This is a genomic window from Candidatus Borrarchaeum sp. (assembly GCF_019058535.1).
GTDB lineage: Archaea > Asgardarchaeota > Sifarchaeia > Borrarchaeales > Borrarchaeaceae > Borrarchaeum > Borrarchaeum weybense.
Genome location: NZ_JAHPYX010000046.1, coordinates 1 through 13,103, shown reverse-complemented (window position 1 = coordinate 13,103; position 13,103 = coordinate 1). Strand labels below are relative to the sequence as shown.

General features: G+C 35.1%; 18 protein-coding genes. 7 read left to right on the top strand and 11 right to left on the bottom strand.

What is annotated here, in order from left to right:
- Positions 1 to 23 precede the first annotated feature (23 nt).
- From QVB70_RS02595 to QVB70_RS02585, 3 genes are all read right to left on the bottom strand, one after another.
- Entirely contained in the window at positions 24 to 440 is a 417-nt protein-coding gene (locus QVB70_RS02595) for a putative toxin-antitoxin system toxin component, PIN family (RefSeq protein WP_287583070.1), read from the bottom strand.
- A gap of 16 nt (positions 441 to 456) precedes the next feature.
- Positions 457 to 726, bottom strand: coding sequence for an AbrB/MazE/SpoVT family DNA-binding domain-containing protein (locus QVB70_RS02590; RefSeq protein ID WP_287583069.1), 270 nt, complete (start codon positions 724 to 726; stop codon positions 457 to 459).
- An 80-nt stretch (positions 727 to 806) separates the two neighbouring features.
- Positions 807 to 1,019 carry a hypothetical protein gene (locus tag QVB70_RS02585; protein WP_287583066.1) on the bottom strand — a complete coding sequence of 71 codons (213 nt, stop codon included), beginning with the start codon at positions 1,017 to 1,019 and terminating at the stop codon, positions 807 to 809.
- 345 nt (positions 1,020 to 1,364) lie between these two features.
- Between QVB70_RS02585 and QVB70_RS02580 the strand changes: the two genes are divergently transcribed.
- Positions 1,365 to 2,864 (top strand): thioredoxin-like domain-containing protein, encoded by a 1,500-nt coding sequence (locus QVB70_RS02580; protein WP_287583064.1) that lies wholly within the window; start codon positions 1,365 to 1,367, stop codon positions 2,862 to 2,864.
- A 60-nt stretch (positions 2,865 to 2,924) separates the two neighbouring features.
- On the opposite strand, the gene QVB70_RS02575 is transcribed toward QVB70_RS02580, so the two are convergent.
- Positions 2,925 to 3,506 carry a pentapeptide repeat-containing protein gene (locus tag QVB70_RS02575; protein ID WP_287583062.1) on the bottom strand — a complete coding sequence of 194 codons (582 nt, stop codon included), beginning with the start codon at positions 3,504 to 3,506 and terminating at the stop codon, positions 2,925 to 2,927.
- 176 nt (positions 3,507 to 3,682) lie between these two features.
- Here QVB70_RS02575 and QVB70_RS02570 point away from each other — a divergent pair, with 176 nt between their 5' ends.
- On the top strand, positions 3,683 to 4,954 hold the full coding sequence (locus QVB70_RS02570; protein WP_287583059.1) for a hypothetical protein: 1,272 nt from the start codon (positions 3,683 to 3,685) through the stop codon (positions 4,952 to 4,954).
- A 15-nt stretch (positions 4,955 to 4,969) separates the two neighbouring features.
- Here the strand turns inward: QVB70_RS02570 and QVB70_RS02565 are convergent, their stop codons facing one another.
- Positions 4,970 to 5,869 (bottom strand): hypothetical protein, encoded by a 900-nt coding sequence (locus tag QVB70_RS02565; protein WP_287583057.1) that lies wholly within the window; start codon positions 5,867 to 5,869, stop codon positions 4,970 to 4,972.
- Between the two features lie 290 nt (positions 5,870 to 6,159).
- Here QVB70_RS02565 and QVB70_RS02560 point away from each other — a divergent pair, with 290 nt between their 5' ends.
- Positions 6,160 to 6,585 (top strand): tetratricopeptide repeat protein, encoded by a 426-nt coding sequence (locus tag QVB70_RS02560; RefSeq protein ID WP_287583055.1) that lies wholly within the window; start codon positions 6,160 to 6,162, stop codon positions 6,583 to 6,585.
- Between the two features lie 61 nt (positions 6,586 to 6,646).
- Here QVB70_RS02560 and QVB70_RS02555 read toward each other — a convergent pair whose 3' ends face one another.
- Together QVB70_RS02555 and QVB70_RS02550 are read right to left on the bottom strand one after the other, a co-directional pair.
- Positions 6,647 to 6,922 carry a hypothetical protein gene (locus QVB70_RS02555; protein WP_287583053.1) on the bottom strand — a complete coding sequence of 92 codons (276 nt, stop codon included), beginning with the start codon at positions 6,920 to 6,922 and terminating at the stop codon, positions 6,647 to 6,649.
- Between the two features lie 4 nt (positions 6,923 to 6,926).
- Complete coding sequence (locus tag QVB70_RS02550; protein WP_287583052.1) at positions 6,927 to 7,205, bottom strand: HypC/HybG/HupF family hydrogenase formation chaperone; 279 nt, start codon at positions 7,203 to 7,205, stop codon at positions 6,927 to 6,929.
- Positions 7,206 to 7,313: 108 nt separating this feature from the next.
- Between QVB70_RS02550 and QVB70_RS02545 the strand changes: the two genes are divergently transcribed.
- On the top strand, positions 7,314 to 7,808 hold the full coding sequence (locus tag QVB70_RS02545; RefSeq protein WP_287583049.1) for a GNAT family N-acetyltransferase: 495 nt from the start codon (positions 7,314 to 7,316) through the stop codon (positions 7,806 to 7,808).
- Between the two features lie 49 nt (positions 7,809 to 7,857).
- Positions 7,858 to 8,529, top strand: coding sequence for a class I SAM-dependent methyltransferase (locus QVB70_RS02540; protein ID WP_287583047.1), 672 nt, complete (start codon positions 7,858 to 7,860; stop codon positions 8,527 to 8,529).
- 275 nt (positions 8,530 to 8,804) lie between these two features.
- Here the strand turns inward: QVB70_RS02540 and QVB70_RS02535 are convergent, their stop codons facing one another.
- The 3 genes from QVB70_RS02535 to QVB70_RS02525 form a co-directional block, all read right to left on the bottom strand.
- A complete protein-coding gene (locus tag QVB70_RS02535) occupies positions 8,805 to 9,545 on the bottom strand; it encodes a class I SAM-dependent methyltransferase (protein ID WP_287583046.1) in 741 nt (246 codons plus the stop codon).
- Entirely contained in the window at positions 9,529 to 10,197 is a 669-nt protein-coding gene (locus tag QVB70_RS02530) for a hypothetical protein (protein ID WP_287583045.1), read from the bottom strand. The genes QVB70_RS02535 and QVB70_RS02530 overlap by 17 nt, the downstream gene beginning before the upstream one ends.
- A 322-nt stretch (positions 10,198 to 10,519) precedes the next feature.
- Entirely contained in the window at positions 10,520 to 11,233 is a 714-nt protein-coding gene (locus QVB70_RS02525; RefSeq protein WP_287583043.1) for a hypothetical protein, read from the bottom strand.
- Positions 11,234 to 11,426: 193 nt separating this feature from the next.
- Here QVB70_RS02525 and QVB70_RS02520 point away from each other — a divergent pair, with 193 nt between their 5' ends.
- Together QVB70_RS02520 and QVB70_RS02515 are read left to right on the top strand one after the other, a co-directional pair.
- Positions 11,427 to 11,744 (top strand): hypothetical protein, encoded by a 318-nt coding sequence (locus tag QVB70_RS02520; protein WP_287583041.1) that lies wholly within the window; start codon positions 11,427 to 11,429, stop codon positions 11,742 to 11,744.
- 144 nt (positions 11,745 to 11,888) lie between these two features.
- Positions 11,889 to 12,668 (top strand): hypothetical protein, encoded by a 780-nt coding sequence (locus QVB70_RS02515; RefSeq protein WP_287583039.1) that lies wholly within the window; start codon positions 11,889 to 11,891, stop codon positions 12,666 to 12,668.
- A gap of 193 nt (positions 12,669 to 12,861) precedes the next feature.
- Here QVB70_RS02515 and QVB70_RS02510 read toward each other — a convergent pair.
- Positions 12,862 to 13,103 (bottom strand): hypothetical protein (locus tag QVB70_RS02510; RefSeq protein WP_287583037.1); only part of this gene is annotated, 242 nt, incomplete at its 5' end.

Genomic DNA, 13,103 nt, shown 5'->3' with positions numbered 1-13,103 from the left:
TGAAATAAAAAATCTTTTAAGTTTCATTTGTTTTGTAATAGTTCTAGCATTTCACCAATTGTTATAATTTTTAGTTCTCTGAATTCCTTTAAGGCTAAAAGATGTTTATCACCTGTCACAATATATTCTGCTTTTCCATCATACGCTGTTCTTAACACAATATCGTTATCGGGGTCTTCTTTTATAACCTCAAAATTTGACTTTATTATTATGAAATGTGCTAGACTTGCTAAAGCTCTTGTAAATTCAGCGATTTCCCTTTCGTCTACATATTCTTGAAAATACTCTCGACTAGCTACATTTATGAATTCATTAAGGATTTCTATTGATAGAATTAGCATAAATTTATTCTTGTAGGCTTGACGTAAAAGTGTTCTAGGTTTACCTTTACTGATTAAGGCGGAGATTAAGACATTGGTGTCCAGGAGCACTCTGAGCATTCATCTACGCCTTTTTTCACTTTTCCTTTCTATAGTTTTGAATCTCTTCTAGAATTTCATCTTCTGTTAGCTTACGCTTGTCCGCTGATTTTTTATCTATCTCATCCCATAGAGTTTCCAGTTCGCGTTCCACATCCGGCAGTTCAAGTCTCTTCATGATTATTGTGTCTCCATAACCATAAACCAATAATTTTGTCTCAGGTGTTAATCCAAGCATATCTCGCAGTTTTTGCGGGATGATAACTTGTCCTTTCTCACTTATGGTAGTGATCTCAGGCTCACTCATCCATATCACCGTCTGACAATATTATTTTACGCTCTTGTCTAAAAGATACGTTTATTTCGCTTTTTTATAGCCTCAGAACATTAATAAAGATGCTGATTCTCAGGAATTCCTTTCTTTAATCTCTCTTTGATTTCCTCAAAAGATAGTGTAATCTCATCTCGACGTTCAGCAATAATAGCGAGGTCATGTAGATCTGCCAAGAGTTCTTCATATTCTTGGATTGGAAGAACTACTGCTGTTTTTTGGCCATTTTCGTCTACAATATATTTTGTTTGGGAGTTCGTGTCACTCATGTTATCATCCTTCTAATCTTAGTAAGATCTAATTCGGTTAAATGTTTTGTCACTATATTTCAATAGGGATAATTGCGGCGATGCTAATTTTTGTGAGTTTTCAGTTATTAAATAGAAGGATTTTATGAGTTTAAGGAAGAGTAAACGGTTAGTTTTTTTGCTTCAAGAGTGCTTCTTTCTATAGTCATATATGTCTAAGTGCAGTATTTTTTTGCTAGGGTCGAAAGGAAAATTTAGAGCTAGTCACAAGTTTCCTCTGAAACCTAGACGAATTTGCCCTTATGATAAGTTTAAAGACTTAGAGTTGAGATCAAATTAATAGAAGTGTGATTGGAGGAAAAGGAAATGAATTTTTTATTTGATCAAAACTTTACTAAAATGAAGGCACCTGAATTTCCTAAGTTTTTCGACTGGCTAAATACAGAAGAGGAGTTGTCTCTTGAAAAACTTAAAGGACACGTCGTTGTTCTGGATTTCTGGACCTATTGTTGCATTAATTGTATGCATGCGCTCCCAGTCCTTGCAGAACTTGAGAAAAAATATGAACACAAGCCTGTTGTGTTCATTGGAGTGCATTCTGCCAAGTTTGAAAATGAGCAACTTACACAAAATATAGAGCTGGCCATTGCGCGCTATGAGATCTATCATCCAGTTGTTACAGACGAGGAAATGACTATCTGGAGGAGTTATGGTGTTAATGCATGGCCTACTATCGTTATTGTAGACCCTAAAGGAGATATATTCTTTAGAAGATCTGGAGAGCCTCAAAAAGAGGCATTAGAAGACGTGATCGATATTCTCTTGGAGGAATATGCCAAGAAGGGAGTCCTCGCAAAAGAACCAATAGAAATTAAGTATAAACCTGTAGAGATCACATCAACACTAGCTTTTCCTGGGAAGATATCCATATCAGAGGATGGCAAGATCGCCTTAAGCGATTCTAACCACAATAGAATCCTTGTGACTGATCTTTCAGGGAAAATTGAACAGATCATCGGCAAAGGAGAGATTGGCTTCACGGATGGAGACTTTGAGACTGCTACTTTATTTAGACCGCAAGGTGTACTCTGGAAAGATGGAGATATTTTCGTTGCAGATACTGAAAACCATGCTTTGCGCAGAATAGATATGAAAAATCAAACAGTAATTACACTTGTAGGCACTGGAGAACAAGGTCCATGGCTTTCAGAAGGTGGGAAAGGCAGAGACATCGCCATTTCTTCCCCGTGGGATTTAGCCAGTAAAGATGATCTGATTTTCATTGCTATGGCTGGAAATCACCAAATTTGGGTGTACAATGTAGAAACTGAAATAGTTAGACGATTTGCGGGAAGTGGACGCGAGAATATAGTTGATGGAAAAAATCTTGAAGCACAGCTTGCGCAGCCAAGTGGGCTCTCGATATTCAGCAACAAATTGTACTTTGCAGATAGCGAGGTTTCAGCGATCAGAGAGGTAGATCTTACACAAAAGCAGGTTAAAACAATAGTTGGTCAAGGGTTATTTGTATTTGGACATCAGGATGGCCCTGTAGACCAGGCACTATTTCAACATCCTCTAGGCGTCTTTGCAACCGTTAACAAGATTTATGTTGCGGATACTTATAACGGCGCTATCCGTGTAATTGACTTGATGACAAAAGAAGTTTCTAGTCTTATAGGAAAACCCGGAATGAAAACCGTTTGTAAGGTTGACGACCCTGACTGTGATAAATTAGGCTTATACGAGCCAAGCGATGTTGAATTATTTGATAATATGTTGTATATAACAGATACAAATAATCATCTTGTCAGGGTGTACGATCTGGAGAAAAATATTCTACAAACGCTTGATATTAGAGACTAGAGCAAATTTTTTTGTTAGATTTACTTTTTTATTTTTTTCTTTTTTTGAGTTTTATTCTCGTTACGTATTAGAAGCGGTTATTTCATAGTCTGAAGCTACATCTTCCAAAATAGTATTCTTGAACCTAGTTCCATCTAAGATTGCACCACGAAGATCAGAACCTGTTAAATCTACATCTTCCATGTCGGTGTTAGTGAGATTAGCCTTACTTAAGTCACAATTAATCATTTTGGATCTGGAAAAATCAGCATTAGAAAAGTCTACTCCTTCAAAATTTGATCCTGAATAATCTGAATCTGTACTAAGACTACCAGTTAAATCGGTATTTCTTAAGTTTTGATTCCTGCAAAGGACTCCAACAAGATCTGCATAAGTGAGTGACGTATTCTCTAGATTTAGTTTTTCTAGGTTTGTATGGCTTAGTTTGAGTTGTTCACCTTCAGAACCTTTGGTTCCCACGTAAACTCCAAATATTGAACCTTCTTTCATGCCACCTTTAGTCACAAAAGTCTCCCATCTGCCACCAGCGCCACCTGAGTTTATAAATTTATGATGCTTTTCAAGTTCTATATCAAATTCTTCTTGAGTCATTGGTTCAGCTGATTCCCGTAAATGTACCATCATTTCGTATATTCTTGCCAAGTGAAAGACCTCACCAAGCGGAAATAAACTTCCCGCCGTCTAATGTGGATGTATTTATTATTATTGCCATCCTAATAAACCTTCAAGAATTATTTATAACTAAAAGAAAAAACCTCTGAAAATTAGGAGTGAAGGATTTGTTTTCAATAAGCGAGGCGTCCAGAAAAGGAGTAACTATGGATAAACATGCACCTACGATCGAAAATCAATTATTAACTGAGACATTGCTATTCGATAACGTGTTGCTAGCATCACCTCACCTAACATTCGATTTTGTTTATAAACGCATCTTACTTTTTGAAAACGAATTGTTTTTGTTTTTAATAGATACTGATGTGACCAAAACTGAGGAGTATCTCGATAGGTTGTACAATAGAACAATAGAGGAAGAATTCCCTGAATACCCCTATCTCTCAGCACTTGAAAATGCTGCCTTTACTATGATGAGCCGAAGTGAATCAATAGCTCGGTATGCCAGCGAGTTTTATGGAATAGATAGTGCAAAAATCGGTGCATTAGAAAAATATGAAGGGATGTTGAAGTTTTATAAGATGCTTTCACCTCAGATCATAAATCGCCAATATTCGCTTAAAGATTTACATGATGCTTATTCGGACAACCCTTTCAAGGATAGAGAGAAGGTATTTGATATCGTTAAAGCACTTTTCGAACGAAATGAAGTAGAGTTTGAAAAGTTTTGGATGTTAGTCCCGGAGGATGAGAAAGAATTATCGTTTCGGACCATAAATAGAGCCCCTTTGATTTACGATGCTTGTTTTTTGCGAAAGAACAATAATGTCTTTCCAGTGATTAGTTGTTTCGAGGAAGCGCAAGACCTTAATCCACTATTTTTCGCAAATCTTAAAGAAGTAGAAACCATCCGTGAATACTTGAAAATCGTAAAAGAAGATAAAACGTGTAAAGAACTAATAGACGCTGGAATTGAAAAGGAAATTTCTACAATATTGAATTTTGAACTTGTCATACCACCTATTGAACTTGAAAATGATCAGATCTTGAAAATACGAAAGGCAAAGGAAATAGAAACTTTACGAACATCTTTAGCAGATCTTACAAAAAACATTGAAACAGGAGAGTTCGAAAAGGCTTGTGCAATAAAAAAGGAACTTATCGAATCGGAATTGCCTGATAGCGTATCAACTATTATATTGGACTCCGTAAGAGAATTAACTAAATCAACCATTGAGACAATGAAAGTTTCTTATGGATGCACATTGGTTATTCCTCTAATGCTATTTCAGGGTCTCGAACGAGAGAAAATCAGCTTAATACTAAATAAAGAGACAAATGAATACTTACGTAGTCACCCACATTTTTATGTTCAAGAGCATCGAGATGAATACAAGAGTTTTGGAATTCGATCACTTCAGCTGTTGTTTGAGTCAGATAGCGGCACTGATTTTCATTTCTTCTTTTATAATTCCTGAACGTTGTCGACGTGTTTACAAAGAGAGGTGATCTTTACAGATTTTCTCAGAAACAACCAGATAATTGACTTCATTTGCTTTCTTAAAGCGCTGTGAGTGTCTAAATGAACTTTTTCCAAATAGATCGTGAAGGTAGAACCTGTCGACTGGGGTGTCTTCTAATTTCCTAAAAGTTTCCCAAAGATTTGATAAAAAACTAATTGCTTCAATTTTGGATATTTCAGGATCTAACATTTCTTTTTCGATCATATCTTCAGTAATTTGACTCACAGAAATTGAATTCTCAATCCTGAGATTTGCCGCAAATGAAGGAAATTCTTGTCTTGACTCTTCAAACATCTCATTTAAAATATCAAGACAATATCCGATGTTTTCATTTCTAGAGGCTAGCAGTAGAATATAGCCTTTTAAGTGTAGCCATGCAGCCTTGTCTCCTATAGTTTCCAAAATATTCTCAGGAAGATCGCCTTCAAATTTCATCTGAATAGTACTAAATCTTTCCTTAAGTTCGTCGATTTGATTCAAAATCTGCCCTTCTGCTGCGAGTGTCTTTAGATCTACATCAGGGAGTGATCTAATATATAATAACCTTTGAAATAGCCCTCGATATTCCTTTAACATCGATATAATTTGAGGTTCAGATGTTTCTATTACTCTTGACTTGATATTCCTTTCAATAGTTGTGAGGCTCATATTTTCTGCCATAAAATACATGTGTGATTCTGGCGGTACATGATTTGGTCCAAAAAATGCATGATCTTCTCTTTTGAGGATGTCTCCCATAGTAACATCCTTATACTTGTCAGTATAGTTCCAAATTCTCCATGCTCTAGTTTCCTTTGGTTCATTTCCAGCTTTGATTGTAAACAATGTTAATTTAGGAAGTAAATTAGTTAGCTCTGTAAGCTTGTACATGTCAGTTCCCTCTTCGTGAAAGAAATACAGTTTGTTATAATATTTTAAATTGATTTTTTAATTAATAGGATAATCTTCTACACAAGTGAAAAGAAAAACACAGATTTTACACAAAACTAGAACTAAAGCAATTGAAAGCAATATGAAAATGCAGGTACACATAAGTATACAATTGTATACCAAAGAAAGCAAAATGATGGAAACATCTTGAACTAATGTCAAAAACAAAATTGTTAAAGTTTAATTGATTGTGTAGATATTCCTAGATGATTTGATAAGAGGAACTTATAATGTCGGTAGAAGAGCATCTTGAAAAAGGATATGAATATTTCAATCAAAATCAGTACAAAAAAGCTATCGAAGAATATGAAATGGTTCTTGAGATCCAACCTGAATATGCGGATGCGTGGTATTTCTTGGGTAAAACCTATGGAAGGTTAACCGAGTATGAAAAAGCAATAGAATGCTATCAAAGAGCAATCGAGATTGATCCTGATCTTGATGAAACATGGCTGTTCATGGGATGGGCTTATTATAAACTAGATAGTCTTGAAAAAGCAATTGAGTGTTTTAAACTCGCAGTGAAAATTAATCCTAAATTAGCCATAGCATGGTACAATCTAGGACTTGTTTATGATACATTGCACGATCACGAAAAGGCAGTTGAATATTATAACAAGGCAGAAGAACTAACTTCTTCTGCTGATTCCAATTGAGTTAAAAGAAATAACAGTCGTTTAAATCTAAGTTAGCAATGAGTTTTCGTTGCAAAATCATTTAAATCTCTTTTTCAGAATTTAATTCTTTTCTTTCGTAAATCTGATAGTGCATGGCAAAAATAAGAATTAAGCAGAGTAAAATCCCTACTAATATCCAGAACCAAATACCATCATAAAATGGAATCAACACATTCCAAAATCTTGCTGGTTCAGGAAAATACAATAGTCTGAAAGTAGCTGGAATGTGCCAGTAGACATAATTAACGATTAAAAGGATTGATAAAACAGTAATCAAGACTATCCAAATGTTTAATGACCTTAACAGATCTCTCATAAACTTACACTTTTAAATCTTTATTTATAACCTCGAAAACCTCATCCCATAACTCTAAACTTTCAACTGCTTCTTTTTTACTCAGTTTACTGATGGCATATCCTGTATGTACTATGACATAATCCCCTACATTGACATCTTTAATCAAGGTAACGATTATCTTGCGCCTAACGCCGCCAAAATCGGCGATAGCATAATCATTATCCTCTAGCTCAATAATTTCTGCTGGAATAGCTAAGCACATTCGATCACAACCTTTTGACACCAAGCCGTCAATTTTCAATGTTTCACTCGTCCTATTAAGGCTTATGTTTTAGGCTACATCTTTTGTACGTTGGGAAAAATCTAAAAAACGAGGATTAGTTTGCATCTAATTATTTGAGGACTAATAATGATTCGCATTTTAACTTCTTCAGATAATAAAACTATTTTTGGAGTGATAAATGATGCAGCGCAAGCATATGAAGGAATAATTCCCGCTGATAGATGGAAAGAACCATACATGCCAATGGAAGAACTAAAGGAAGAAGTTGACGCGGGTGTAAAATTCTTCGGTTGGGAAGAAGGCGACGTCTTAATTGGAGTAATGGGATTTCAACCCATTAAAGATACTACTTTGATTAGACATGCTTACATACTTACAAAATACCAAAAGCGAGGAATTGGCAGGAAACTTCTCTCATATTTGATGAGTTTGGCGAAGACTCCTGAAATTTTAGTAGGAACTTGGGAGGATGCAACTTGGGCAATTCAATTCTATGAGAAATATGGGTTCAAGTTAGTGGCACCTAAAGAAAAGGACAGACTTCTTCGTAAATATTGGAATATTCCCGAAAGACAAATTGAAACATCAGTTGTATTGAAGTTTGAAAGATCATCTGTATAGTTGAAAAACTAAGAAAAGGCAATTTAAAGATTATACAAGGGGAAAAAGAATGTCAAAGGAGATAGAAATTGAGATATATGCAGAACAACTTCGAAAAACATTCCTCAAATATACAAGGAAGGCTTTTGAAATATTACCAAAGATAAATAACCCCCGAATTCTTGATATTGGCTGTGGTTCGGGAATTCCAACTTTAGAATTGGCAAGATTAAGCAATGGTGAGATAATTGGAATAGATATTGATCAAAGTGCTTTGGATGAATTAAAGGAGAAGGTAAGAAAATTGGGTTTATCTAGCCGTGTTAAAACTATAAATTGTTCATTATTTGAACTTGATTTTGAAAGTGAGAGCTTTGATATAATATGGGCAGAAGGCGCGCTCACTCCTATCGGCTTTGAAAGAGCGTTAAAGGAATGGAGGAGACTGCTTAAGATTAAGGGTTTCATTGTGGCTCATGATGATGTGCAAAATAAGGAAAGAAAACTAAGAATTATTCCAAAATATGGCTATGTACTCATAAATCATTTTCACTTACCTGATGATGTGTGGTGGACTGAGTATTATGAACCCTTAGAAAAACGAATACATGAGGTTCGTAACAAACATAAGGACGATCCAAAGGTACCTGAGGTAGTTAAAAGCTATCAAAATGAAATTGACGCATATAAGAAAAATCCTAAGGCTTTCCGATCCATTTTTTATATCATGCAATTGCGCTAGGTTTATATGGTTTAGAGTGATAAAGTCTATAAGTACCTACGGGGCGTAGGGATTTTAAGCCTGTGGAGATAAGACCTCCGTAACCCGCCAAGGGGATCGAGTCTGTCGTTGAAGCAGGAAGCCTCAAGGCTTTAGCACGAGGTAGCTCACATCATGCAAAAAACAAATTAATCTTAGAGGTTTTAGTTGGTCAACTAATCTCTAAGATTATTTAATCTATTTAAATGCATTAAACCATTTAGCTGACAGAAGTTAAATCAAATTTCTCTATTATCCTAATTTTGCATTATGTAGAAAACAATCCCGTAGTATTTAAAACCATATTTTCTGAAATAATCTATTTCGTTTTGGTTCATATCTAATTCTCTCTTAAATTTGTCCCCATATTTTTCCCGTAAAGTTAGAATCTTTTTTTCTAGTGGAGCACAGCAATTATCCCACCAATCAGACTCTGGAAGCGTAAAACTACTTATTAATTTGTATCCCTGTTTTTCGATGATTTTGAGAATTTCATTATGGGATTTAATAGATGGGTATACTTTTTCCCAATACTTCTTTGCGTCAACTGGAGGGTTGTCTTTCAGTTTTGCGATAATAGAAACTACCAAAAACCCACCTTTTTTTAGAAAAAAACGCCATTCTTTGAGTGCTTTTTCAAAGCCGACGATAAATATACTATTTTCCGACCATATCACGTCAAAACTGTTTTCTTCAAAATCCATGGAAAACATTGACTTGTTGATGGTCTGGATGTTATCTGCAACACCCTGTGCCGCAGCGTTATTTCTTAGTATATCAAGAAAAGTTTGGTTAATGTCTAATGCAACTACTTTGGCAGACATTTTTGCGAGTTCGATACTCGACATACCTGTGCCGCAGCCTACATCTAAAATAGTAGGCTCAGGAGGTAAGCCTTTTAACATTGAAAGCGCCTTTTTTGTTGTTTCAGCCTTTCCAAGCTTAGGAATGTCCTTATAAAGTTCAGCAAGAAAATCGCTTTCATACTCTTGAGACATGATTAGTAGATAGGTGTTTTTGGCTTAAATATTTGATTACTTTCTGATAAACGATTGCGGGAAGAGATCTAAACGTTATTTCCTTTGTAGTAATTCCTAAAATGTGCATTCTTTCATAGATTTTCTGTGCAACTTCATTCATATCGGTTCCCCATGCTTCCAGCTCTCCCAAATAACCGACACTTTGACCTTGAGAGTAAATGTTCTCGAGAGCAATAACAAACTCTCCTATTGATTTGTTTTTGATTTTGTACAATTCACCGTTCCTTTTTTCAACGATAAACCATTCTTCGAATTCCCAATCTTTTAATAATTCTTCTGCGTATCTTTTCTCACCACGGAATAACTCCAATTTACCTTGTGGATAGACTGTTCTCTTATATTGAAGGTCATTCCATTCAAGAATCTCTGTTTTTGAAAAAAGAATTTGTGAATATATCTCAGGATGACTCCAGGCTCGAAGTCTCATGGTTTTTCGACTTGGATCCCAGTCTTCTATTGATCCTTTTCTAGGCTTGTAGCAGTGATCATTGAAACGATAAGAAAGAACGGATTCTGCGTTGAGATTTTTTAGTTTTTTACGAAAAGCAGTGATATCCTTTACAAAAATTCTGACTTCAGATTCAAAATTTTTTGATATACTTTGATTCACATTAAATTTCTCCTTTAGAGCTAAAAACGTGACTTGCAAAAAGCACACTGGCTTACTTTATCTTACTATCTTTAGTTTTTAAGGTTTTTAAACTCAAAACAACAAAGAACTTCTGATACTAATGAATAACTTCCAATTCTATTTGCCTGCAAGCCCACTGTAGTATTTAGGTTTAATTAACGGCTCATGCTGCACTCTGTCTTCGTGGGCGATAGTACCTGGCGTATCACCGGATACAATAATTAAATGATAAATTTTTTTAATTAAGACCACGAAAAAAGAAAAAAGAGTATGGCTTCCTTTGCAGTTTTACAGTTTTTTGTTATGAAATCTCTTTTATCATTTCGATGCAGATATAGACGATGGCATGTAAAATTTCTATTAGGGTAAGCGTCCAATCCAATCCGTTCCATAGTCTTTCAAACGTGAATTTTTGAGGTGGAATTTTTCTTTTCCTATCAAAGAATACTACCCACACATTCATGTCTTGCACTACAATAAAATAGTCGCTGTGTGCTATACAGTTCCTAATCAAGCGAAAGAGTTGGTTTCCTGCGGTTAATTCTTCAAAAATAGTTTTTATCGCAGGGTAATTATCTGCATAAGCTAATCCCTTTGTAATGAGATTACTAAGAAATTCCTGAGTGGATTCTGCCCAAGTTACCTTAATGCCCTCATCTATTCCTAAGAGAAACGTAATCACTGAGAGTTGTCTTTTAAGAGGACCTTCGATCTCTTGCAAAAAAATAGGAAGAAAAATATCTAAGAAATTCCGTTTATTGAAAGTTAAGCCATCAATCTTTTTTCCAAAACTTGTATCCCATAATTTTAAAAACTCCCTATACGTCTCTGACCTAGAAATAAAGTAAAGCAAAGTCTTAACGGATTCATCCTGCGGTATGAAGTTAATTTCGTTGAAATTCTTTTTTATGCAATTTTCAAATAATCTCACCATGTCATCTACTATTGGTTTTGAGTCAGGATGTTTTTCTACAATTTTATCTTTAATCTTGTTTTTATCAATAAACTCTGGCAAAATCAATACACATCCGAGATCAATAATTCAGATCAATGAAATGTTATTAACCTCTAATTTTTAATTTTCTAAATTTCTTCATAGTAAATTCTGTTACTGTTTTTGCTCTAAGATAGGAGTTATTATTATTGATCGATGAGGGAAAAATACATATACTACATAATACATATTATTAAGTATATAGGGGTATTACATGACAAACCTCAAGAATGAACTAAAAATACCTCCTGAAGATACAAATCTTCAGGAGGAGTGGAAAATAAGAATACACAAAGAAGGCACAAAAGGGCTGACAATTGCTAGTATAAAACAAGGAACATGGCTCACAAAAAAACTATGGTCGGAGTGGGGTTGGAAAGAGGTTTTATCAAAAGTAGGAATAACTTGGCAGAAATTCATGGAAGCATGGTCTTATTGCAGTCATAATTTTGTGTATTGGGCGAAAGGGAATTTCAGTTGGCAATCTGCTGTGAATCGCTTGATAGAGGAACTTGAAATGGTGATCAAATGAATTTCAAGAAAATTTGAAATTAAAAGAGCGCTCAATTGTTTTTGGGCTGATATAAATATGCACAAAAATACAATTTATGCCATAAAATTGCTGAAAAGTGACGATAGTTGTCGTACAAGTGTAAAAAGAGTTAGGTGAATTAAAATGCCTGTTATAATGGCTTCTAAAACAGTTTCTTATACAGATATAGGTTATTATGTTGACCTGAATGGATTACATGATAAATTTCCTCATTTATCTAGAGACAGAGGCCTCGAAATTTATCTCGTTGAACTTAGGGACGAACAAAATAAACTTATAAAGAGACTCAAACCATTTGAGAGACTTCAGTTAAAAACAGATCAATATTGGAATAAGGGATTAAATAAAAACGTACTATGCTTATTGTTACCTGAAAATATGGTCTCAAAATTTAACATCGGAAAAAACTACAAAATAACATTCATCATTATAAAATACGACGGAAAACCGTTCTTACCCTTAGAAAACAGAATAATAGGCTATAACACTTTTAGAGTATCAGAATATTTCTCTAAAATTGAAGCTAATTTGCTTTTATTAAGTTTAGAGCAACCTATTCTTAATAAGGCTAGTAGTTACTTATGGGATGCTTGGTTAAGGTTAGAAGAAGGTGACATTGAAGGTGCCAGGACTGCTATAAGAAATTCTCTAGATGTATTAAAACAGAAGTTTCTACCACAATTAATACTTCTGGAAGGGGCTGAAGAATCAAGCGAATTTCCCAGCAAATTAAGGAACTTAGCGACCGCCATTAGCAACTTTTTACATTATGGAGGGCCTCATCCAGGACCTGCTCCAAAATCAACTACTGAGCTGACTCTTTCGCTGACTATAGACTTAATACGATATCTTGCCATAGCACTAAGGCAGGGGCTTATCGTATTTCAAGAAAACGAGAAGTAAGCATTAAAATTACGAAAACATATTGCTTACAATTCTGTCAAAGCAGGAGTCATCAACGGGTCTAATTAACTGCATAAGTAGGAGTTAACTGCATAAGCCCAAAATTCTGCCAAATTGATGACAGGATGATGCCCCATATCAATTTTCTCCTATTTGAACTCAATGCTTTGTGCGATAAGGTGCGAGATGTGTACTAAATTGTGTGGTTTATTAATGAACTGTCCTCTAAGATATAAAGGAGTCGTCGATCACCATGATATAGACCATCAAATTCCGAATGTATCCCGATGAGATACAAAAACATCAACTCCATGAGATCCTCACCATCTATAACCGCGTGAAACGCATCGGCTATAACCTGTTGTTTCATGGCGAGAACTATATGACCGCACGATTTGGTGAAGTTAAAACTATCCAGCAGTGTTTGATGAGTCT